This is a genomic window from Klebsiella sp. 141198 (genome assembly GCF_050600785.1).
Lineage (GTDB): Bacteria > Pseudomonadota > Gammaproteobacteria > Enterobacterales > Enterobacteriaceae > Klebsiella > Klebsiella aerogenes.
In genome coordinates, this window is record NZ_JAQIRM010000002.1 from 767,388 (window position 1) to 788,470 (window position 21,083).

Genomic DNA, 21,083 nt, shown 5'->3' on the forward strand with positions numbered 1-21,083 from the left:
CAACCTGGCGGGTAAAAATAAAAAGGCCCGCGGTCTTCGAAAGACGGCGGGCCAGCGACAAGGGACCAATTAGCCTTCGTTATGCATCTCTAAGTTTTCAACTTCGGTTTGCAGTTGGACCGCTTTGGCATCGTCGTTACGCAGAGAATCAAGATAATCGAGATACTGTTGGTCAACGTCTTTGGTGACGTACACGCCGTTAAAGACCGAACACTCGAACTGTTGAATGTCCGGGTTCTCAGCGCGTACCGCTTCGATCAGATCGTCCAGATCCTGGAAAATCAGGCCATCAGCGCCGATGATCTGACGGATCTCGTCAACTTCGCGACCGTGGGCGATAAGCTCGTTGGCGGTCGGCATATCGATACCGTAAACGTTCGGGAAGCGAATTTCCGGCGCCGCGGAGGCCAGATACACTTTCTTCGCGCCGGCTTCGCGCGCCATTTCGATAATCTGTTCAGAAGTGGTGCCGCGAACGATAGAGTCATCCACCAGCAGCACGTTCTTATCACGGAATTCGGCGCGGTTGGCGTTCAGCTTACGGCGCACGGATTTACGGCGCAGCTGCTGGCCCGGCATGATAAAGGTACGGCCAACATAGCGGTTTTTGACAAAGCCCTGACGATAGGGTTTATCGAGGATACGAGCAATCTCCAGGGCGATATCGCAGGAGGTTTCCGGGATCGGAATAACGACATCGATATCCAGATCTTCCCACTCACGGGCAATTTTCTCGCCAAGCTTCGTACCCATGTTCACACGGGCGCTATAGACGGAAATCTTGTCGATAAAGGAGTCCGGACGCGCGAAATAGACGTATTCGAACAGGCATGGGTTGCTGACCGGGTTTTCCGCGCACTGGCGGGTAAACAGCTGGCCTTTCTCGGTGATGTAGACCGCTTCTCCCGGCGCGACGTCACGCAGAAATTCAAAGCCCAGTGTATCCAGCGCCACGCTTTCGGAGGCGACCATGTACTCGGTGCGGCCATCGCCGATATCGCGCTTGCCGAGCACCAGCGGACGGATACCGTTCGGGTCGCGGAAGGCGACCATACCGTGGCCGATAATCATCGCCACGCAGGCGTACGCGCCGCGAATCTGGCGGTTCGTCGCGGCAATCGCGGCGAAAATGTTATCGGCTTCCAGCGGGTAATGACGGAAATTATCCAGCTCGCTGGCGAAGATATTGAGCAGAATTTCGGAATCGGAGGTGGTGTTGATGTGGCGGCGTTTTTCTTCAAACAGCTTTTGACGCAGCTCGTGGGCATTGGTCAGGTTGCCATTATGGGCCAACGTAATGCCGTAGGGCGAGTTAACGTAAAAAGGCTGCGCTTCAGAAGCGCTGGAACTGCCTGCCGTTGGGTAACGGACGTGGCCAATCCCCATATTTCCCTGCATACGCTGCATGTGGCGCGCTTCGAACACATCGCTCACCAGTCCGTTGGCTTTACGCAAACGGAAGCAGTTATTTGCATCAATGGTGATGATGCCCGCGGCATCCTGCCCACGATGCTGAAGCACCGTTAACGCGTCATAAATCGACTGGTTTACCGGCATAACACCGGCGATACCGACAATACCGCACATACGTCTTTTCCTCGTTAAGCTACATCCCAACGCTTATGCTTTGGGCAAGAAACTTGACGAGCTCTGCAGATAGTCAAAGAACCATCTGATAACGAAACTGAACTGCGGGATAAGCTCAGACTTTTGCCAGTCTTCACTTTTTGCCATACCGGTGAAGCTATCGAGAAAGAACAGAATAGCGGAGACGATAAGCACGCCGCGCAGGGCGCCAAAACAGATCCCCAACACCCTGTCTGTTCCTGACAGACCGGTTTTCTCTACCAGAGCGCCTATCACATAGTTAACGATAGCGCCGACGATAAGCGTTGCGATAAACAATATCGCGATAGCAATCCCATTTCGGACCAGTTCGTCTTCAAAGCCCGTGAACCAGACAGCCAGGTAAGTGTAGTAATGACTGGCGACAAAGAAGGCACATCCCCATGTCACCAGCGATAACGCTTCACGAACAAAGCCGCGGATAAGGCTAACCAAACAGGAAAAACCAATTACCGCAATAATGGCGTAATCAATCCAGACCATATACATCCCACGATTTTACGCCCTGTCGTCCAGTTCGGGGCGCATTCTAACAGAAAAAGAAAACGTTTGCGTAGGGATTTCCGTGCCCTACAGAAATAAAAATGGCGCTGAAAAAACATTCAACGCCATACTGCCTGACGCCTCTTCAGGGCGTATCCGGCAAGGGTTTCAGCAGGTTAACCCGCCTGCCAGCTCGCCCAATCAGAGCGGATGTCATTTTTTAATTCGGGCTATACCCCATGACCACGCCGCTCAGGCCAGAAATCTGCTGCAGCTCGCCGAGTTGCCCCTTCAGCTTGTCTTTCGACGCATCCGGCCCCACCAGAATACGGGTAATTTTACCCTGAACCGGCGTGGATGGCGATGTCCAGGCTTTAAAGCCCGAGGAACGCAGCTTACCTACGATTTCGTTAACCTTATCGGCATTCTTCAACGCCCCTAACTGCACCACATAGGCTTTTCCGGTCGGCGCCGGAATAGCGGCCTGCTGCTGTTGCGGCTGTGGTTGCGGCTGCGGTTTCGCCGGCGGCGGGGTCTGCGCGACCTGCTGCGGCTGCGGTTTCTCAACCGGCTTCGGCTGTGGTTTCGGCTGCGGCTTGGCGGCCACCACCGGCTCCTGAACTTCATCGAAGCTATTGTTGTTCACCGGGATGCGCGACGGATCCAGCGATGGCGCCGCGGCGTCTCCCGCTCTCACCTCTTCCGCGGCGCCTTCCGGCGGCTGCGAAGGCAGCGCCTGGGTAGCCGCCGGCAGCATATCCGGCTCATCGCGATCGCCCGGCTTCGGCACCAACGGGATCGCCGCAAACTCATCCTGATAATGTTTTTTCTGACCGTCGAGCAGACCCGGGAGAATAATTACCCCCAGCGCTACCAGTACAATCGTCCCGACTAAACGGTTCTGAAACTTACTCGCCACCGATTCTCCCCGCGTCTATCTCTTCCATTACATGCGCTACCGTGTGGAAGGAACCACACACCAGCACCGTATCTTCGGCTTTGGCATCCGCCATAGCGGCATGCCACGCCTGCGCTACGCTGTCATAACGTTGGCCCGCACGCAGATGCGTAATCAGCTGGTCCGCCGTGGCGCCGCGCGGCCCTTCCAGCGGCGCGCAGTACCACGCATCTACTTCAGGCGCCAGATTCGCCAGGGTTCCGGCGATATCTTTATCATGCAGCATACCAATAACCGCCAGTACGCGCCCCGTTTTCGCTAAGGTTTTGAGACGCCCGGCGAGATAAGCCGCCGCATGCGGGTTATGCGCGACATCGAGGATCACCCGCGGCGCGTCGCTGATAATCTGAAAGCGGCCCGGGAGCATGGCGTGATGAATGCCGTCGCGCAGCGCCTGTTCATCGACGTTAAGCCCGCTGGCGCGCAGCGCCGCCAGCGCCGTCGCGGCGTTGGGCAATGGAACCTGCGGCAACGGTAGCCCTGCCAACTCGCCCTGACCATCGGAAAAGTTCCATGACTGGTCCGTCACGCTATAGCGCCAGTCATGGTCGCGGCGCAGCAGCGTCGCGCCCTTTTCATTCGCCACGTCGGCAATCGTCTGCGGCATATCGGGTTCGCCCACCACCGCCGGTTTACCGGCGCGGAAGATACCCGCTTTTTCACGGCCAATGCTTTCACGATCCGGCCCCAGCCAGTCGGTATGATCCAGCGCGATGCTGGTGACCACCGCCACGTCGGCATCGACGATATTCGTGGCGTCCAGGCGCCCACCGAGGCCCACCTCCAGGATAACCACATCCAGCTGCGCCTGCTTAAACAGCCATAGCGCGGACAGCGTGCCAAATTCAAAATAGCTCAGCGAGATATCGCCGCGCGCCGCTTCGATTTCGGCAAATGAGGCGGTATGCGCCGCTTCCGGCAGCTCGGCGCCCTGGATACGCACGCGTTCGGTATAGCGCACCAGATGCGGCGAACTATACACGCCAACTTTATAGCCCGCCGCCATCAGCACGGATTCCAGCGTCCGGCAGGTGGTGCCTTTGCCATTGGTACCCGCCACGGTAAAGACAAACGGCGCCGGTTTTAGTATCGCCATCCGTCCGGCGACTTCGCTCACCCGCGAAAGCCCCAGGTCGATGGCTTTACTGTGCAGATGCTCCAGATAAGAAAGCCACGTAGCCAGGGGCGACGTGGCCTGAGGAATAGGATCTTTTTCCATGATGTCCGCGAGAGTTAACGGTAAAAAAAAGGGCAGCGCCTGTCGGCCCTGCCCTCTGCATTATCAGGCCTCTGGTTCCTGATCCGGTACCGGTGGTACCACCTCGCCTTCGTGAGGCGCATCGGCCTGCGGCGAAGGAAGATTCATCAGTTTCGCCAGGATGCTGGCTAATTTCAGACGCATTTCAGGACGACGGATAATCATGTCGATCGCCCCTTTTTCAATCAGGAACTCACTGCGCTGGAACCCCGGCGGCAGCTTCTCACGCACGGTCTGCTCGATAACGCGAGGACCGGCGAAGCCGATCAGCGCTTTCGGCTCGGCGATATTAAGATCGCCCAGCATCGCGAAACTCGCGGAGACGCCGCCCATGGTCGGGTCGGTCAGTACGGAGATGTACGGTAAACCGCGCTCCTGCATTTTCGCCAGCGCCGCGGAGGTCTTCGCCATCTGCATCAGCGACATCAGCGCTTCCTGCATACGGGCGCCACCAGAGGCGGAGAAGCAGATCAGCGGGCAGTTATCTTCCAGCGCCTGCTCAACCGCGCGGACGAAACGCGCGCCGACAACGGAACCCATCGAACCGCCCATAAAGGCGAATTCAAACGCCGCCGCCACGACAGGCATGCCGTGCAGGGTGCCTTTCATCACCACCAGCGCGTCTTTCTCGCCGGTCTCTTTCTGTGCAGAGGCCAGACGGTCTTTATACTTTTTCGAATCGCGGAACTTCAGCACATCCTTTGGCTCGAGCTCGCTACCCAGCTCCACGAGAGAACCTTCGTCCAGCAGGCTATGCAGGCGGTTGCGCGCCGACATACGCATGTGGTGATCGCACTTAGGGCAAACCTCCAGGTTGCGCTCCAGCTCTGCGCGGTACAGTACCTGACCGCAGCTGTCGCACTTGGTCCATACACCTTCAGGAATACTTGCCTTACGGGTGGGGGTTATATTGCTTTTAATTCGTTCAATCCAGCTCATTGATAACCTTTCTACCTGAACCTGGTCGATGCCAGTTTTGTCGCAAGGGGCGCATAATGCCACTTTTGCCCCTCACAGACCATGAATGTTGCACATTAAATCATAACATCCCGTAACATGGGATAAAAAAGTGGTCGAACCGCTCACACTTTGCGCGCCGGACGTCATAGCAACGCCCGGCGAAAATGCCGCTAAGGGCCTATTTAGCCTGCTTTGCCGCCGCCCGGCGATGGCGAATCACTTCGATAACGCCAGGCAGTACCGACAGGACGATAATGGCCACGATCAGCAGCTTCAGATTTTCCTGCACGATCGGCAAATCACCGAACAGGTAGCCGGCGTAGGTGAACAGTAGTACCCACAGCAGCGCGCCTACCACGTTGTACGCCGCAAAATGACGATAGGACATGTGGCCCATTCCCGCCACAAACGGCGCAAAGGTTCTGACGATCGGCACAAAACGCGCGAGGATGATGGTTTTGCCGCCGTGGCGTTCATAGAAGGTATGGGTTTTATCGAGATAGCTGCGACGGAAAATCTTTGAGTTCGGATTGCTGAACAGCTTTTCGCCGAACAATCTACCGATGGTGTAGTTCAGGGCATCGCCAATAACGGCGGCAATGACCATCAGCGCAACCATCAGGTGTACGTTGAGATCGTTCGTTGGCAGCGCGGAGAGCGCGCCGGCGACGAACAGCAGAGAATCTCCGGGCAGGAACGGCGTCACCACCAGGCCGGTTTCGCAGAACAGAATCAAGAACAGGATGGCGTAAACCCAGACGCCATACTGCGCGACCAGCTCCGCAAGGTGCACATCAATATGCAGGATGAAATCAATCAAAAAATGAATCAGGTCCATATTTGTCTTAGCCTTTAGTGACAACCGCCCCCTGTTACAGGGGCGCTGATATTAGTCCGCCAAAAACAGCGGGCCCATCGGCATCACCGGCAGGTCGAAATGGGCCGGATAATCCACCGACACCAGATACAGTCCTTCCGCTTTCGCCGTCGCGGCAGCCAGAGTCCGGTCCTTCGCCGCCAGCAGTTCTGCAATCCAGCTCTCTGGCTGGTTTCCGGCGCCTACTTCCATCAGGCTGCCGACGATGTTCCTTACCATATGATGAACAAAAGCGTTCGCTTTGATATCTACCACCACATAAGCGCCATGACGGGTCACGTTGATATGCATCACGTTACGCCACGGCGTGCGCGACTGACATTGCACCGCGCGAAACGAGGTGAAGTCATTCTCGCCAATCAAACACTGCGCGGCGCGATGCATCCGCCCGGCATCCAGAGGGTGGTAATAATGCGTCACCCCCTGGCTCAACACCGCCGGACGCAGGCGGTGATTATAGATGACGTAGCGGTAACGACGGGCCGTCGCGCTGAAGCGGGCGTGAAAATCGTCCGCAACATGCTTCACCCAACGCACGGCGATGTCACCAGGTAAATTCGCATTTACGCCCAGCGTCCAGGCGGCGTCTTTACGCTGGGCGCGGGTTTCAAAGTGCACTACCTGGCCGGTACCGTGAACGCCGGCGTCGGTACGCCCGGCGCAGAATACGTGTACCGGTTCGGCCGCTACCTGCGACAGCGCCTTTTCCAGCTTTTCCTGCACGCTGCGCACTTCGTTTTGCCGCTGCCAGCCGTAGTATTTGCTGCCGTCGTACTCGATGCCCAGCGCGATTTTATACACCGGCTGCTGCTGTGGTTCAGACATCAGTACAAATACTCCTGAACCAGTTTCTCGGCGATTTTCACCGCCATCAGCGCGCCGCCAAAGCGGACGTTATCGGCCACCGACCAGAACTGAATCTGCTCGGGCATGCCGTAATCGTTATGCACGCAGCCGATGGACAGACGCGCGTTTCCGGAAGCATCGCCGACCTGCGTCGGGAATTCGCCCTCTTCGGAAAGCTCAATATCCTCGCCGCGGGTAAAGGCGTCGCGCGCCTCCTCGGCCGCCAGCGGACGCAGCGCTTCAAAATTCACCATCTGCGCATGGCCATAGAAGACCGGCGATTGCACGACGCTTGCGGAAATCATCAGGCCGTCATCCTGCAGAATTTTGCGCGCTTCATCGACGATACGTCGTTCTTCGCGCACGCTACCTTCGCGATCCGGCAGAATCGGCAGCATGTTGAAAGCCAGCTGGCGACCAAAGAAATCGTCTTCATCAATCGGAATACCGTTCAGCAGTTTCGCGCTCTGCCCCGCCAGCGCATCGACCGCTTTTTTCCCCTGCGCCGAGGCAGACAGCAGGTTGGTAACGGTAATACGCGACAGGCCGCCATCATCGATAAGCGGTTTCAGCGCCGTCAGCAGCTGGCTGGTCAGGCTGTTTGGTACCGCAATCACGTTACGGTTGCGGTAGTCGCCGAGCACGAACGGGTTGACGTCCGGCACCACCAGCGGCACGTCCGGCTCCAGCGCAAACAGGCCGCTAAGATCGATAACCAGACAACCGGCGTTGGTGGCTTCTTCGACATACGCCGCGCTGGCTTCGACGCCCGCGGCGAAGAAGGCCAACTGGGCCTGGGTCCAGTCAAATTCGGCGGCGTCCTGCACGATGACCGATTTGCCACCATAACGCAGATGTTCGCCCGCGCTTTCATTGCGCGCCAGCGCATAAATTTCGCCTACCGGAAACTGGCGTTCAGCAAGGGTTTCAAGCAGGGCTTCGCCTACGGCGCCGGTTGCGCCCAGTACGGCAATATTCCAGCCTTCAGACATGGTGGTGTACTCCAGAAAATAGCGACCCTGCCGGATTATCCAACAGGGGCATTAAGAAGATATTAACGAACAGGATGATGTACGGCATTAAAACCGAGCTGACGCAGCAGCGTCGCTGCTTTTTCATCGCTGCACTGTACGTACAGGGACGACCATTCGCGGCGTTCCTGATAATTTTTGCGCAGCTTGTCGAATTCGCCGGCAATGCCTGCCACTTTACGCAACGGCGCATCATCGCGGCGCACATCATACACCAAATGAACCAGCCTTTTCAGCGTCGCCTGATCGAGCGGGCCGTGCAGAGTGATGCGGCCAAATTCCGGCGCCGGCAGTAGCGTATCCAGCGCCACCTGCTGCGGATGACCAATGAACGCGCTATAGGCTTCAAACACCTGAGTGGTGCCGCGCGCTTTGCCTTCAAGGGTATAACCGGCGATATGCGAGGTACCGATATCGACACGCGCCAGCAACTCGGTATTCAGATCCGGTTCGGGTTCCCAGACGTCGAGCACCACGCTCAGCTGCTGCCCGGCCTGCAAGCGCTTGAGCAGCGCCGCATTATCCACCACCGGCCCGCGGCAGGCGTTAATCAGGATAGCCCCCGGCTGCAGGCGGCTAATCAGCGCTTCATCGGCCAGATGCTGCGTTTTATACTGCCCGTCTTTAAACAACGGCGTGTGGAAAGTCAGGATATCCGCCTGTTGCACTAGCTCGTCCAGGGTGCGGAAGTCGCCTTCATCGCCACGATCGGCGCGCGGCGGATCGCAGAGTAATGTTTTAATTCCCAGCGCTTCCAGACGTTTTTGCAAACGCCCGCCAACGTTGCCGACGCCGACGATACCGACGGTACGGTCAGCCAGCGCGAATCCGTCGCGCTCGGCGAGCATCAGCAGCGCCGAGAAAACATACTCCACCACCGCGATCGCATTGCAGCCCGGCGCGGCGGAAAAGCCAATCCCCGCCTGCTGCAGCCACGCTTGATCGACATGATCGGTACCTGCGGTGGCGGTGCCGACAAACTTAATCGCCTTACCGGAGAGCAGCGCTTCATTCACCTTAGTGACGGAACGCACCATCAGCGCGTCGGCGTCGGTTAACGCTTCCTGCGGAATGGGACGACCGGGAACGGCCTGTACGTCTCCCAAACGGCTAAAAAGCTCACGCGCATAGGGCATATTTTCATCAACGAGGATTTTCACGGTTCAGTACCTGTCTGAGAACGAGAGTAAACCGGGGAAGTGTGCCATAATCTGGCCGCCAGGAACATCATCACCCGGCTTAAGTACAGTACTACGGTAAGGATTCATCATGACACCACCCGTTTCAGGTATGTCCGATCGCCCTCCGGGGACTGGCCCATCCGGCGCATCCGCCGTGGGCCCAAACGCGCTCACCATGCAGCAACGCACCGTTCTGGAGCGGCTGATAACGCGTCTGGTGACGTTGACATCGCAGCAAAACGCCGAAGTGTGGGCCTGCGTGAAGCACGATCTGGGTCTGAAAGGCGATACGCCGCTGCTGGCGAGCCATTTCAGCGCGGCTGAGAGCAACCTGAATCAGCGCTTAAGTATCGCTCAGCAAAACCACCACCACCGGCAAATTCTCGCTCAGCTTAGCGAACTGCTGACCCAGGGGAATAACCGTCAGGCGGTGAGCGATTATATCCGCCAGAATTACGGCCAAACCGTGCTGCACGCGCTGACGCAGGCGCAACTGGAGAACGTGCTGCATCTGCTGCAAAACGGCCAGTTGGCGATCCCGCAACCGCAGCAGCGAACGCCAACGCTGCGTCCTTTGCTGCCGGCGGAACATAACACCCTGAACCAGTTAGTGACCAAACTGGCCGCCGCAACCGGCGAATCGAGCAAGCTTATCTGGCAATCAATGCTTGAGCTGTGCGGCGTGAAATCCGGCGAGCTGATCCCCGCCACCCACTTCACCCCGCTCTCATACTGGCTGCAGGCGCGACAAACGCTGAGCGCGCAAACCGCGCCGACGATGAATTCACTGCAGGCAGCGCTTAAGCAACCGCTGGAGGCGCAGGAGTGGCAGAAAATCGCCGATTTCGCGCAAAGCAACTGGCAGGTGACGCCCACGACGACCTTAACCAGCCCGCAGGTGTTAACGCTATTAAATAAAGTCTTTGCGCTACGCGTAGCTCGCGCCCAGGCGACAATGGCAATTACCCCGGTCGAGCCGCTGCCTTCGCCCCATGCGGTGTATAGCAAAAAAGCGTGGACGGTGGCGATTGCGCTGCTGGTAGTGATTATTCTGCTGTGGCTGGTGCTGTAAGCCTAAAGCAATAACGGCGGCCTGATAGCCGCCGTTATGTATTTATTTACGTAGCGTCAACAGAGTGACCACAATCCCCAATACCGCGCAAATCGCCCCGGCCAGGAACACGGAAGCATAGCCCAGCGAGGTCGCGAGCAGGCCAGCCAGAGGGCCGGTGACGCCGTAAGAGATATCCTGAAACGCGGCATAGCCGCCCAGCGCGGTGCCACGAACCTGAGCCGGAACCCGTTTGACTACCTCAACGCCCAATGCCGGGAAGATGAGCGAGCAACCGCAACCGGTCAAAGCCGCGCCCGCCAGCGCCACCCAGGCGCCCGGCGCTTGCCACAGTAGCGTCAGGCCGATAGCTTCAATCAGCAGTGAAACTATCGCCACCTTAATGCCGCCGAAGCGATCCGGCATCCAGCCGAACAGAATACGCATCAGGACAAAAGCGCCGCCAAACGCGGTCAACGTGAAGCCGGCCATCGCCCAGCCGTGGCTGGCGAAATAGAGCGAAACAAAGGTGCCGATCACCGCAAATCCGACGCCCTGCAGACCGAGGCCAACCCCCGGACGCCAGATCATACCGATGACGCTCCATAGCGAAGGACGTTCGCCGCCGTGGGCGGGAACTTTACGGACCGTGCCGTTAATCGCCCACGCCAGCAGCGGCAGCGCCATCGTAACGCAGGCCAGCGTCGCCACGCCGAAGCGGCTGTAAATCAGCAGCCCCAGCGGCGCACCCACCGCCAGCGCCCCGTACATCGCCATGCCGTTCCACGACATCACTTTACCGGAACGCCGCGGGCCAACCAGCCCTAGTCCCCAGCTTAAGTTGCCGGTCAGCAGTTGGCTTTCACCAAAACCGAGAATCAAACGTCCCAGCACCAGCAGGCCAAATTTGGCCATCACCGGCACCGGCAGCAGCGCCGCCGCCAGCCAGGCACAGCCGGCCAGAGCACAAGCCAACATTCCTTGCAGCACCGAGCGTTTCGCGCCGTACTGATCGGCCAGTCTCCCGGCATAACCGCGGGTTAAGACCGTGGCGAGAAACTGGATGCCGACGGCCACGCCGACGAGTGTGTTGCCAAAGCCGAGATCGTGGTGCACAAATAGCGGGATAACCGGTAACGGCAACCCCACGGTCATATAGGTCAGAAAAACCGCAAAGGTAATGCGAAATAGCGAAAGATTCTCTGAAGCGTTGTTTATCGTTTTTGTCGCTGCGGACATGCGTTACCCCAGTTTTGCAGAGCAAGGCGAGAAGATGGAATGAGAATGATGGCGAGCAATTTGCCTGCTCTTGCCGGGCGCTGTCAAGACGTCAAAAAAAGGGGAGCCTCGGGCTCCCCTTTTGCTGACTCTTACCAATTAGGCGTTGTATTTACGCATAACCAGGGTCGCGTTGGTGCCGCCGAAGCCGAAGCTGTTGGACATCACGGTGGTCAGCTGAGCATCGGTCGGTTTGGTGACGATGTTAAGGCCGGCAGCCTGCTCGTCCATCTCTTCGATGTTGATGCTTGGCGCGATAAAACCGTGCTCCAGCATCAGCAGAGAGTAGATGGCTTCCTGTACGCCTGCGGCGCCCAGAGAGTGGCCGGTCATCGCCTTGGTGGCGGAGATAGCCGGGCTGTTGTCGCCGAAGACTTCGCGGATAGCGCCCAGCTCTTTCACGTCGCCTACCGGAGTAGAAGTGCCGTGGGAGTTCAGGTAGTCGATCGGAGTATCAACGCCGTGCATCGCCATCTGCATGCAGCGCACTGCGCCTTCGCCAGATGGAGCAACCATGTCCGCGCCATCGGAAGTCGCGCCGTAACCGACGATTTCCGCATAAATATGCGCCCCGCGCGCCAGCGCGTGTTCCAGCTCTTCAACCACGACCATGCCGCCGCCGCCCGCGATAACGAAACCGTCGCGGTTCGCATCATAGGTACGGGACGCTTTGTCCGGAGAATCGTTGTATTTAGTGGACAGCGCGCCCATGGCGTCGAATTCGCAAGCCATTTCCCAGCACAGCTCTTCGCCGCCGCCGGCAAAGACGATGTCCTGTTTGCCCAGCTGAATCTGTTCTACCGCGTTACCGATGCAGTGTGCGGAAGTGGCGCAAGCGGAGCTGATAGAGTAGTTGACGCCGTGGATTTTAAACGGCGTGGCGAGGCAGGCGGATACGCCGGAAGCCATCGCTTTAGTCACAACGTATGGGCCCACGGCTTTCAGACCACGCGGGCTACGCATGGCATCGGCGCCGAAGACCTGGAATTTCGGGGAACCGCCGCCGGAACCTGCAATCAGGCCGACACGCGGGTTGTTCTGGTATGCTTCCGGCGCCAGACCGGCGTCGGCTACCGCCTGCTCCATGGACAGATAAGCATAAATGGATGCGTCGCTCATAAAGCGCACTACTTTGCGGTCAATGAGGCCCGTGGTATCCAGTTTGACGTTGCCCCATACGTGGCTACGCATTCCTGAATCCTTCAGCTCCTGAGAGAAAGTGATCCCTGAACGTCCTTCACGCAGAGATGCCAGGACTTCCTGCTGGTTATTACCGATGCTGGAAACGATGCCCAAGCCAGTAATCACTGCACGTTTCATTCAATACCTCTGTAAGTCGCACTATTTTAAGTTTCGAGTCGCACAATAGCGTACACTTGTACGCCGAACAAGTCCGATCAGCCATTTTGTGTATAAATTTGCGCCTTCTGGCACACATCGTTAAGATCGCGCTACGCCTTGTGATTCGAGTAACTTACGTGAAACAAAACGCCATACAACCCGCCAACCTGGAATTCAACGCTGAGGGTACACCTGTTTCCCGAGATTTTGACGACGTTTATTTTTCTAATGACAACGGTCTGGAAGAGACGCGCTACGTTTTTCTCAACGGCAACCAGCTTGATAGCCGTTTTTCAACCCACCCGCGCCCGCTGTTTATCGTCGCGGAGAGCGGCTTCGGCACCGGGCTCAATTTCCTGACGCTGTGGCAGGCGTTTGCTGTTTTTCGTCGCGATAATCCGCAGGCTACGCTGCAAAGATTACATTTCATCAGTTTTGAAAAATTTCCCCTGAAGGCCGACGACCTGCGCCTGGCGCACCAGCACTGGCCGGAACTGGCGCCATGGGCTGAACAGCTACAGGCGCAGTGGCCATTGCCAATCGCGGGCTGCCACCGCCTGCTGCTCGACGATGGCCGCGTCACGCTGGATTTATGGTTTGGCGATATCAACGCGCTCACCGACCAGCTTGACGATTCACTCAACCGCCAGGTCGACGCCTGGTTCCTCGACGGCTTCGCGCCGGCGAAAAACCCGGATATGTGGACGCCGGGTCTGTTTTCCGCCATGGCGCGTCTGGCCCGCCCCGGCGGCACGCTGGCGACCTTCACCTCCGCTGGCTTCGTTCGCCGCGGGCTGCAGGAGGCCGGCTTTAGCATGCAAAAACGCAAAGGCTTTGGTCGCAAGCGCGAAATGCTAATCGGTGAATTGACCGCCGACGTTCCGACATTCGCGCGGACGCCATGGTTTGCCCGCAGCGGTAGTCAATCGCGCGAAGCGGCGGTGATCGGCGGCGGTATCGCCAGCGCCCTGCTCTCGCTGGCGCTGCTGCGCCGCGGCTGGCAGGTGACGTTGTACTGCGCTGACGATGCGCCCGCCAGCGGCGCATCCGGCAATCGTCAGGGCGCGCTGTATCCGCTATTAAGCCAGCACGACCCTTCGCTGGCGCGCTTTTTCCCGGCGGCGTTTACTTTCGCGCGCCGCCTCTACGACGCCCTGCCAGTGGAATTTGATCATCAATGGTGCGGCGTAACCCAACTCGCCTGGGATGAAAAAAGCACGCAGAAAATCGCCCAAATGCTGGCTTCAGATTTACCGGCGGAGATCGCCTGCGCGGTGACGGCGGAGCAGGTTGCTGAACTGACCGGCGTTGATACCGGCTGCGGCGGTATCACCTATGCGGCCGGCGGCTGGCTGTGCCCGCAGCAGTTGACGGCAGAATTGCTGTCGCTCGCGGCGACGCAGGGACTACGCAGCCACTACGGTTATCCCGTCGAAACGCTCAGCGCGGAGGGCGACGGCTGGTTGCTCAATCAGCAGCATCGTCATCAGGCGGTAGTACTGGCGAACGGACATCGCCTGACTGATTTTGCCCAGACCGGGCAGTTGCCGGCTTATCCGGTCGGTGGCCAGGTTAGCCATATCCCCACCACGCCGGGGCTTTCCGCCCTGCGCCAGGTGTTATGCTATGACGGCTATCTGACGCCGCAGAATCCCGCGAATCAGCAACATTGTATTGGCGCCAGCTATCATCGCGGCAAGACGGATACCGATTTCAGCGCCGAAGATCAGTGGCAAAATCGCCAGCGTCTGATTGATTGTTTCCCGCAGGCGTCATGGGCAAAAGAGGTGGATGTTAGCGGCAACGACGCCCGCTGCGGCGTACGCTGCGCCACCCGCGATCACCTGCCGATGGTGGGCAACGTTCCGGATTATGAGAAAACGTTGACGCAGTACGCCACGCTTCACGAACAGCAGGAAAATGTCGACAGCGCGCCGGTTTATCACAATCTGTTTATGCTCGCGGCATTGGGATCTCGTGGGCTGTGCACCGCGCCATTGAGCGCCGAACTGCTGGCCGCGCAGATGAGTGAAGAACCGCTGCCGCTGGATAGCGAAACGCTGGCGGCGCTGAATCCGAATCGGCTATGGGTGAGAAAACTGCTGAAGGGAAAAGCGGTAAAATAACGCCGGCTTGCGCTTTATCCCGGCTAGAGTTTAGTCGCCCCGGTAAGCGCAGCGCCACCGGGGAGAGTTTCCGGATGTCGGCTAACGCCTCATCCGGATGACATCATTTATCAGGCCTGATTTTTCGCCTGCTGGTACAGGTTATTCCACATCCCTTGCACCAGAATCTGATCCGGCGGCGACAGTTCGCCTGCGCTGATGGCCTTTTCCAGGCTGCTGGCGACTTTGTCGTTAATCGCCTGTGCCGAGTGCTCCCCTTCCCCTTCCAGCTCAGCCACCGCCAGCGTCAGGTGGCCGCGCAGATAACCGCCAGCAAACAGTTCGTCATCACTGGCGTGGTCTACCATATCGTCAATTAACGCCAGAATGCGTGATTCAAACTCCGCGATCATCGTCTTTCCTCTTTCATTTGTAGAACGTGGCTTTAGTGCAGGTCTTCCGGCCACGGAAATTGTTCTGCCGTCAGCGGCGGCGTTTGATAATACTGTTGCAGCGCGCGAATAAAGCGTGCCGGACGCTCAGGGATCCCCTCTTGCAGATAGGTCATCACCTGAGCATGCACTCGCCGTTGAAAGGCGATGCGGTCAGGCTCAAAGTCGCCTTCGAGGTTGTCGCAGCTGACGTTAAACGGAAATCCCGCCGCCGTGCAGAACAACCAGTCAAAAGCCTGTGGCTTGACCTCGACGTCTTCGAACTTGCTTTGCGTCATCGCATCGCGGCCGTCCGGGCAGTACCAGTAACCAAAATCCACCTGCTCGCGCCGCGCCTTGCCGGCGATACACCAGTGGGATATTTCGTGCAGCGCGCTGGCGTAAAAGCCGTGAGCAAACACGATCCGGTTGTATGGCACTTCGCTATCTGCAGGAAGATAGATCGGTTCGTCGTCGCCTTTAATCAGACGGGTATTAAAATCATCGGCGAAGCAGCCGTCGAAGATCTCGACCAACTGCTGATAATGGTGTTGCTGTTGCATTAGTGAATTCCCAACCACTGCAAAATCTCAGCCCCGTGGCTGTCGTAAAGAAGTTTAGCGCTCATCACCGCGGAGACGATGACGATCATCGGCCGAATCAGCGACTGTCCTTTACTCAGCACCAGCCGCGAACCGGCGCGAGCGCCGATAAACTGTCCGGCCATCATCACAAAACCGGTGGCCCAAATCACTTTGCCGCCAATAATAAACAGCAGCAGGCCGCCAACATTAGAGGTGGCGTTTAGCAGTTTGGCGTGAGCGGTTGATTTCGCGAGATTAAACCCGGCGAGCGTCACAAAGGCCAGCGCATAAAACGAACCGGCGCCGGGGCCAAAAAAACCGTCGTAGAAACCCACGCTGCCGCCAGCGACCAGCGCGAACGGCAAGCCATACAGGCGACGCTGACGATCGGACTCCCCGAGCTTAGGCATCAGCAAAAAGTACAGCCCGATGCCAATCACCAGCAGCGGCAGGATTTGCTTCAAAATATCGGACTGCACGTGCTGCACCAGCAGCGCGCCCGCCGTCGAGCCGATAAAAGTCATCAGAATATTGAGTTTCTGATCGGCGAGATTCACTACCTTACGACGGATAAAATAGAGCGTCGCGGAAATGGAACCGCCGCAGGCCTGTAACTTGTTGGTCGCCAACGCCTGAGCGGGCGGCATACCCGCCGCCATCAGCGCCGGGACGGTTAACAACCCGCCGCCGCCGGCTAAGGAATCAATAAATCCGGCAAGAATCGCGACAAAAAAGAGTGCCACCAGCACCATTGGCGACACCATAAACAGCTCGGCAAAACTATCCATTAGAGAAGATGCTCATCCAGTAGCGCCTGGCAGGAAGGCGGCAGCGGAGGCGGCGTCTTCTTCACAGGTGGGGTTGACCCAGGTTTAGGCGGTTCAAACCAGCTTTGCAGCTCGGCGCCGCAGCCATCGCCAGCCGGCGGCGGCGCTTGATCTTCGCACTCGAGGCTGCCCGCCGGGCAGCGCAGGCGCACGTGCATATGGGCGCGATGCTGGAACCACGGGCGGACTTTGCGTAGCCATTGGCGATCGTTACCGGCATCAAGGCACAATTGCTGTTTGATAGCCGGATTGACGAAAATACGCGTCACATCGTTATCTTCCGCCGCCATTTTAATCAGGTTGCTGATTTGCGGGCTCCACAGTGAGGGTACCACCCGCTTGCCATCGCGGGCGACTAAGTCCAGCGCCTGTGGTTTCAGCAGTTGCGCGGAGGTCCAGCGGGTCTGCGGCAGTTGCAGGAAAATATCAACATCCAGGCCCGACTGATGGCTGGCGTGGCCGCCGTTAAAGCGCCCGCCGGCAGGCATGCCCATATCGCCAATCAGCACCGTCCCCATACCTTTATTGTGCGCCTGCAAACTCAGTCGCTGAATAAACTGCACGAGATCCGGGTGGCCGAAGTAGCGACGCTGATCGGTACGCATCACCTGGTAATCAGGGGAGTTCAGCGGTAGCGGCTGGGCGCCGACGATGCAGCCATTGGCAAACGCGCCAATAGACTGGGCGCTGCCGCTAATCGGCTGGGATATTTTCTGCCACGGCGTCGCCGCCAGGCTGGCGGTGCTGGCCAAAAGCGCCAGCAGTGCGATAACGGTATTTTTCATCGGTTACCAGCGTGGAATTGATGTCGTCACGTCGCCATTCTGCGCGCGTTGACGCATAAAGTGATCCATTAACACGATAGCCAGCATGGCCTCGGCGATAGGAACCGCGCGAATGCCGACGCACGGATCGTGACGCCCTTTGGTGATCATCTCGACTTCTTCGCCGAAGCGGTTAATCGTATGACCGGGAACGGTAATACTGGAGGTCGGCTTCAGCGCGATGTTAGCAACGATTTGCTGGCCGCTGCTGATACCGCCAAGAATGCCGCCGGCGTGGTTACTCTGGAAGCCGGATTTGGTGATTTCGTCGCGGTTTTCGCTGCCGCGCAGTTTAACCACCTCAAAACCATCGCCGATTTCTACCCCTTTCACCGCGTTGATGCTCATCAGCGCGTGGGCGATATCGGCATCCAGGCGGTCGAATACCGGCTCGCCGAGACCCGGCGGTACGCCGTCAGCCACGACCGTCACCTTCGCGCCGATAGAGTCGCCCTCTTTTTTCAGGCCGCGCATCAGTTCATCCAGCGCGTCGATTTTATCCGGATCCGGGCAGAAGAATGGGTTCTGCTCAACCTGATCCCAGTCTTTGATAGCCAGCGGAATATCGCCCATCTGCGTCAGGCAGCCGCGGATCACAATACCGAATTTGGCCGCGAGGAATTTTTTGGCAATCGCCCCGGCCGCCACGCGCATCGCGGTTTCACGCGCAGACGAACGCCCGCCGCCGCGATAGTCGCGCAGGCCATATTTCTGCTCGTAGGTGTAATCCGCATGTCCCGGACGGAACACATCTTTGATAGCGCCGTAGTCCTGGGAACGCTGATCGGTGTTCTCAATCAGCAGGCCAATGCTGGTGCCGGTGGTCACGCCTTCGAAGACGCCGGAGAGGATTTTCACCTGGTCCGGTTCGCGGCGCTGGGTGGTGTAGCGCGATGTCCCAGGGCGACGGCGATCCAGGTCGTGCTGCAGGTCGGCTTCGGTCAGCGGAATGCCTGGCGGCACCCCGTCGACGATGCAGCCCAGCGCCAGGCCGTGCGATTCGCCGAAGGTGGTGACGCGAAAGAGTTGTCCAATTGTATTTCCTGCCATCACGGCTCCGTTCTTTTCGTTATGTTTGCGTGTTGTTTTTTTAGTCTTTATAAATGCCGAAATGCGCGCGCGCGTCAATGAGCTGCTGTTTAGTCAGCATAAAGACGCCATCACCACCGTTATCAAACTCAAGCCAGGTGAACGGCACGTCCGGGTACTGCTCCATCAGATGTACCATGCTGTTACCGACTTCACAAATCAGAATACCGTCATCGTTGAGGTAATCCGGCGCGCAGCCAAGAATACGGCGCGTCAGCTTCAGGCCATCGCTACCGGAAGCCAGACCCAGAACCGGCTCGTGCTCATATTCATCGGGCAGATCGGCCATATCTTCTTCATCAACGTACGGCGGGTTGGTCACGATCAGATCGTACTGCAGCTTTGGCAGATCGCGGAACAGATCGGAGCGGATCGGCGTAACCTGGTTAATCAGGCCATGTTCTTCAACGTTATGTTCCGCAACGGCCAGCGCGTCCGGGGAGATATCGACAGCGTCGACTTCGGCTTCCGGGAAGGCATAGGCGCAGGCGATGGCAATGCAGGCGCTCCCGGTACACATATCGAGAATATGCTGCGGTTTATGGTTTATCAGCCCGGCGAACTGGTTATTGATCAGTTCGCCAATCGGCGAGCGCGGTACCAGCACGCGCTCATCGACATAGAATTCATGTCCGCAGAACCACGCTTTGTTGGTCAGGTAAGCGACGGGAATACGTTCGTTGACGCGGCGAATCACGCGCTCGACGATACGATGTTTTTCGCTGGAAGTCAGGCGCGCGGTGTGCATATCTTCCGGTATATCTAACGGCAGGTACAGCGAGGGTAATACCAGCTGTACGGCCTCATCCCACGGGTTATCGGTACCATGACCGTACCAGATGTTGGCGGCGCTAAAACGACTTACCGCCCAACGCAGCATGTCCTGAATGGTCTGCAACTCATTGACCGCTTCATCAACAAAAATTTTATCCACGCAATCCTCCAGGGCACGCTCTGCTATAAATTCGGCGGCTAGTTTGCCACGACGGCGGCGATAAATCAGCATTCTTGCGCAGCCGGAGTGGGGAAAAATAGGTTTTCCTTGCCTGAAGCGCGGGCGAGTCGGGTAAACTAGCGAAAAGAAATAGTGAGATTGGGCAATGAAAAAGAAAACACCGCTAAGCGCGGAGGATCAGGCGCTGTTCCGCCAGCTAATGACCGGCACCCGGCAAATTAAACAGGACACTATCGTACACCGCCCGCAGCGCAAGAAGCTCAGCGAGGTTCCGCCTAAGCGATTGCTGCAGGAACAGGTGGATAACAGCCACTATTTTTCCGACGAATTTCAGCCGTTGCTCAATACGGAAGGCGCGATGAAGTACGTGCGCGCGGATGTCAGCCATTTTGAGCTGAAAAAGCTGCGCCGCGGCGACTATTCGCCGGAGCTGTTTCTCGATCTGCACGGTTTAACCCAGCAGCAGGCGAAACAAGAATTAGGCGCGCTGATTGCCGCCTGCCGCCGCGAACATATCTTCTGCGCCTGCGTGATGCACGGACACGGCAAACATATCCTCAAGCAGCAAACGCCGCTGTGGCTGGCGCAACATCCGCATATTATGGCGTTCCATCAGGCACCAAAAGAGTACGGAGGCGATGCCGCGCTATTAGTACTGATTGAAGTTGAAGAGTGGTTGCCGCCGGAGCTCCCGTAAGCGGAAGCTCCGAGGGGGGAAAGCCTTAGATGGCTTTCGCCATTCTCAAATTGCAGGGGCTCATCTGCCAGGTGAATTCGCCCTTGCCGTCGGCGTCGAGGGTGACGCAGGCAATCGCTGAAGTAGTAAACATCGGGGGCGTTTCCCCCGGGCACAGCTCTGAGACGAGGTACCCCACCAACGGCAGGTGTGAAACGACCAGCGCCGTTTTCACGCCTTCATTCGCCAGCGCCTGAAGGTAAGCGCTAACCATCCCAACATCGCCGCATGGCGTGAGTTCCGGCATCACGTCGACATCTTTCGGCAGGTTCATGCACTCCCCTACTATGTCCAGAGTTTGCTCTGCACGCAGGTAAGGGCTGACAAGCACCCGCTCAATATCCACTTTTTGACCTTTCAGCCAGGTTGCCATCTGACGAGATTCGTCACAACCGCAAACGGTTAAGGGACGAACGGAGTCACTGGCTGCATCGAGGGCAGCGTCGCCGTGACGCATGATAAAAACTTGCATATTGCACCGCTTTTGTTAACCAGAATCACCGCAACTCGCTCTGCGTAAACAATACGCAGGCGACCCGGTGGCCGGGCATTGTGCCTGATCCATCCAACGAATGAAACGCTGTTTTTTACCTCAATGGCGTAAGTATAGTCAATATTTGTTTACAAAACCGCCAATCAACA

General features: G+C 57.7%; 21 protein-coding genes. 3 read left to right on the top strand and 18 right to left on the bottom strand.

The window, feature by feature from the left end; translation table 11 throughout:
- Positions 1 to 69 precede the first annotated feature (69 nt).
- The 9 genes from purF to pdxB all read right to left on the bottom strand — a co-directional run bounded on the left by purF (position 70) and on the right by pdxB (position 9,199).
- On the bottom strand, positions 70 to 1,587 hold the full coding sequence (gene purF, locus PGR10_RS08905; protein ID WP_047043320.1) for an amidophosphoribosyltransferase: 1,518 nt from the start codon (positions 1,585 to 1,587) through the stop codon (positions 70 to 72).
- 33 nt (positions 1,588 to 1,620) lie between these two features.
- Positions 1,621 to 2,109, bottom strand: coding sequence for a colicin V production protein (cvpA, locus tag PGR10_RS08910; RefSeq protein WP_015706172.1), 489 nt, complete (start codon positions 2,107 to 2,109; stop codon positions 1,621 to 1,623).
- A gap of 220 nt (positions 2,110 to 2,329) precedes the next feature.
- Positions 2,330 to 3,028 carry a cell division protein DedD gene (dedD, locus tag PGR10_RS08915; RefSeq protein ID WP_045391498.1) on the bottom strand — a complete coding sequence of 233 codons (699 nt, stop codon included), beginning with the start codon at positions 3,026 to 3,028 and terminating at the stop codon, positions 2,330 to 2,332.
- On the bottom strand, positions 3,018 to 4,286 hold the full coding sequence (gene folC, locus PGR10_RS08920; RefSeq protein WP_087860099.1) for a bifunctional tetrahydrofolate synthase/dihydrofolate synthase: 1,269 nt from the start codon (positions 4,284 to 4,286) through the stop codon (positions 3,018 to 3,020). Before folC ends, dedD begins: the two co-directional genes overlap by 11 nt.
- Positions 4,287 to 4,349: 63 nt before the next feature.
- Complete coding sequence (accD, locus tag PGR10_RS08925; protein WP_015365554.1) at positions 4,350 to 5,264, bottom strand: acetyl-CoA carboxylase, carboxyltransferase subunit beta; 915 nt, start codon at positions 5,262 to 5,264, stop codon at positions 4,350 to 4,352.
- 199 nt (positions 5,265 to 5,463) lie between these two features.
- Positions 5,464 to 6,123: a DedA family protein gene (locus PGR10_RS08930; RefSeq protein ID WP_087860098.1), complete on the bottom strand. Its 660-nt coding sequence runs from the start codon at positions 6,121 to 6,123 to the stop codon at positions 5,464 to 5,466.
- Between the two features lie 51 nt (positions 6,124 to 6,174).
- Positions 6,175 to 6,987, bottom strand: a complete 813-nt coding sequence (gene truA / locus PGR10_RS08935) for a tRNA pseudouridine(38-40) synthase TruA (protein WP_015365552.1) — start codon at positions 6,985 to 6,987, stop codon at positions 6,175 to 6,177.
- Entirely contained in the window at positions 6,987 to 8,000 is a 1,014-nt protein-coding gene (locus PGR10_RS08940) for an aspartate-semialdehyde dehydrogenase (RefSeq protein WP_045364476.1), read from the bottom strand. Before PGR10_RS08940 ends, truA begins: the two co-directional genes overlap by 1 nt.
- Before the next feature lie 62 nt (positions 8,001 to 8,062).
- On the bottom strand, positions 8,063 to 9,199 hold the full coding sequence (gene pdxB, locus PGR10_RS08945) for a 4-phosphoerythronate dehydrogenase PdxB (RefSeq protein WP_430923371.1): 1,137 nt from the start codon (positions 9,197 to 9,199) through the stop codon (positions 8,063 to 8,065).
- Between the two features lie 109 nt (positions 9,200 to 9,308).
- Here pdxB and flk point away from each other — a divergent pair, with 109 nt between their 5' ends.
- Complete coding sequence (gene flk / locus PGR10_RS08950; RefSeq protein WP_183269105.1) at positions 9,309 to 10,292, top strand: flagella biosynthesis regulator Flk; 984 nt, start codon at positions 9,309 to 9,311, stop codon at positions 10,290 to 10,292.
- A 42-nt stretch (positions 10,293 to 10,334) separates the two neighbouring features.
- On the opposite strand, the gene PGR10_RS08955 is transcribed toward flk, so the two are convergent.
- Both PGR10_RS08955 and fabB read right to left on the bottom strand, forming a co-directional pair.
- Positions 10,335 to 11,510, bottom strand: coding sequence for an MFS transporter (locus PGR10_RS08955; protein ID WP_113374314.1), 1,176 nt, complete (start codon positions 11,508 to 11,510; stop codon positions 10,335 to 10,337).
- 138 nt (positions 11,511 to 11,648) lie between these two features.
- Positions 11,649 to 12,869 carry a beta-ketoacyl-ACP synthase I gene (gene fabB, locus PGR10_RS08960; protein WP_015706178.1) on the bottom strand — a complete coding sequence of 407 codons (1,221 nt, stop codon included), beginning with the start codon at positions 12,867 to 12,869 and terminating at the stop codon, positions 11,649 to 11,651.
- Between the two features lie 158 nt (positions 12,870 to 13,027).
- Between fabB and mnmC the strand changes: the two genes are divergently transcribed.
- Entirely contained in the window at positions 13,028 to 15,016 is a 1,989-nt protein-coding gene (gene mnmC, locus PGR10_RS08965) for a bifunctional tRNA (5-methylaminomethyl-2-thiouridine)(34)-methyltransferase MnmD/FAD-dependent 5-carboxymethylaminomethyl-2-thiouridine(34) oxidoreductase MnmC (RefSeq protein ID WP_430923372.1), read from the top strand.
- 110 nt (positions 15,017 to 15,126) lie between these two features.
- Here the strand turns inward: mnmC and PGR10_RS08970 are convergent, their stop codons facing one another.
- From PGR10_RS08970 to prmB, 6 genes are read right to left on the bottom strand one after another with little or no spacing between them, the layout of a single operon-like run.
- Complete coding sequence (locus tag PGR10_RS08970; RefSeq protein ID WP_045391507.1) at positions 15,127 to 15,408, bottom strand: YfcL family protein; 282 nt, start codon at positions 15,406 to 15,408, stop codon at positions 15,127 to 15,129.
- Positions 15,409 to 15,440: 32 nt separating this feature from the next.
- Positions 15,441 to 15,989, bottom strand: coding sequence for an elongation factor P hydroxylase (locus PGR10_RS08975; RefSeq protein WP_063422045.1), 549 nt, complete (start codon positions 15,987 to 15,989; stop codon positions 15,441 to 15,443).
- Positions 15,989 to 16,798, bottom strand: a complete 810-nt coding sequence (locus PGR10_RS08980) for a sulfite exporter TauE/SafE family protein (protein WP_087860092.1) — start codon at positions 16,796 to 16,798, stop codon at positions 15,989 to 15,991. Before PGR10_RS08980 ends, PGR10_RS08975 begins: the two co-directional genes overlap by 1 nt.
- Entirely contained in the window at positions 16,798 to 17,622 is an 825-nt protein-coding gene (gene mepA, locus PGR10_RS08985; protein WP_015706180.1) for a penicillin-insensitive murein endopeptidase, read from the bottom strand. The genes PGR10_RS08980 and mepA overlap by 1 nt, the downstream gene beginning before the upstream one ends.
- A 3-nt stretch (positions 17,623 to 17,625) precedes the next feature.
- Complete coding sequence (gene aroC / locus PGR10_RS08990) at positions 17,626 to 18,711, bottom strand: chorismate synthase (protein WP_430923373.1); 1,086 nt, start codon at positions 18,709 to 18,711, stop codon at positions 17,626 to 17,628.
- Positions 18,712 to 18,751: 40 nt separating this feature from the next.
- The gene (prmB, locus tag PGR10_RS08995) at positions 18,752 to 19,684 is read right to left on the bottom strand and encodes a 50S ribosomal protein L3 N(5)-glutamine methyltransferase (RefSeq protein ID WP_430923374.1); all 933 of its coding nucleotides are present in this window, start codon (positions 19,682 to 19,684) and stop codon (positions 18,752 to 18,754) included.
- Between the two features lie 166 nt (positions 19,685 to 19,850).
- On the opposite strand from prmB, the gene smrB reads away from it, so the two are divergent.
- Positions 19,851 to 20,402, top strand: a complete 552-nt coding sequence (gene smrB / locus PGR10_RS09000) for an endonuclease SmrB (RefSeq protein ID WP_101705203.1) — start codon at positions 19,851 to 19,853, stop codon at positions 20,400 to 20,402.
- A 25-nt stretch (positions 20,403 to 20,427) separates the two neighbouring features.
- On the opposite strand, the gene sixA is transcribed toward smrB, so the two are convergent.
- Positions 20,428 to 20,913, bottom strand: a complete 486-nt coding sequence (gene sixA, locus PGR10_RS09005; RefSeq protein WP_045391518.1) for a phosphohistidine phosphatase SixA — start codon at positions 20,911 to 20,913, stop codon at positions 20,428 to 20,430.
- Positions 20,914 to 21,083: the final 170 nt, after the last annotated feature.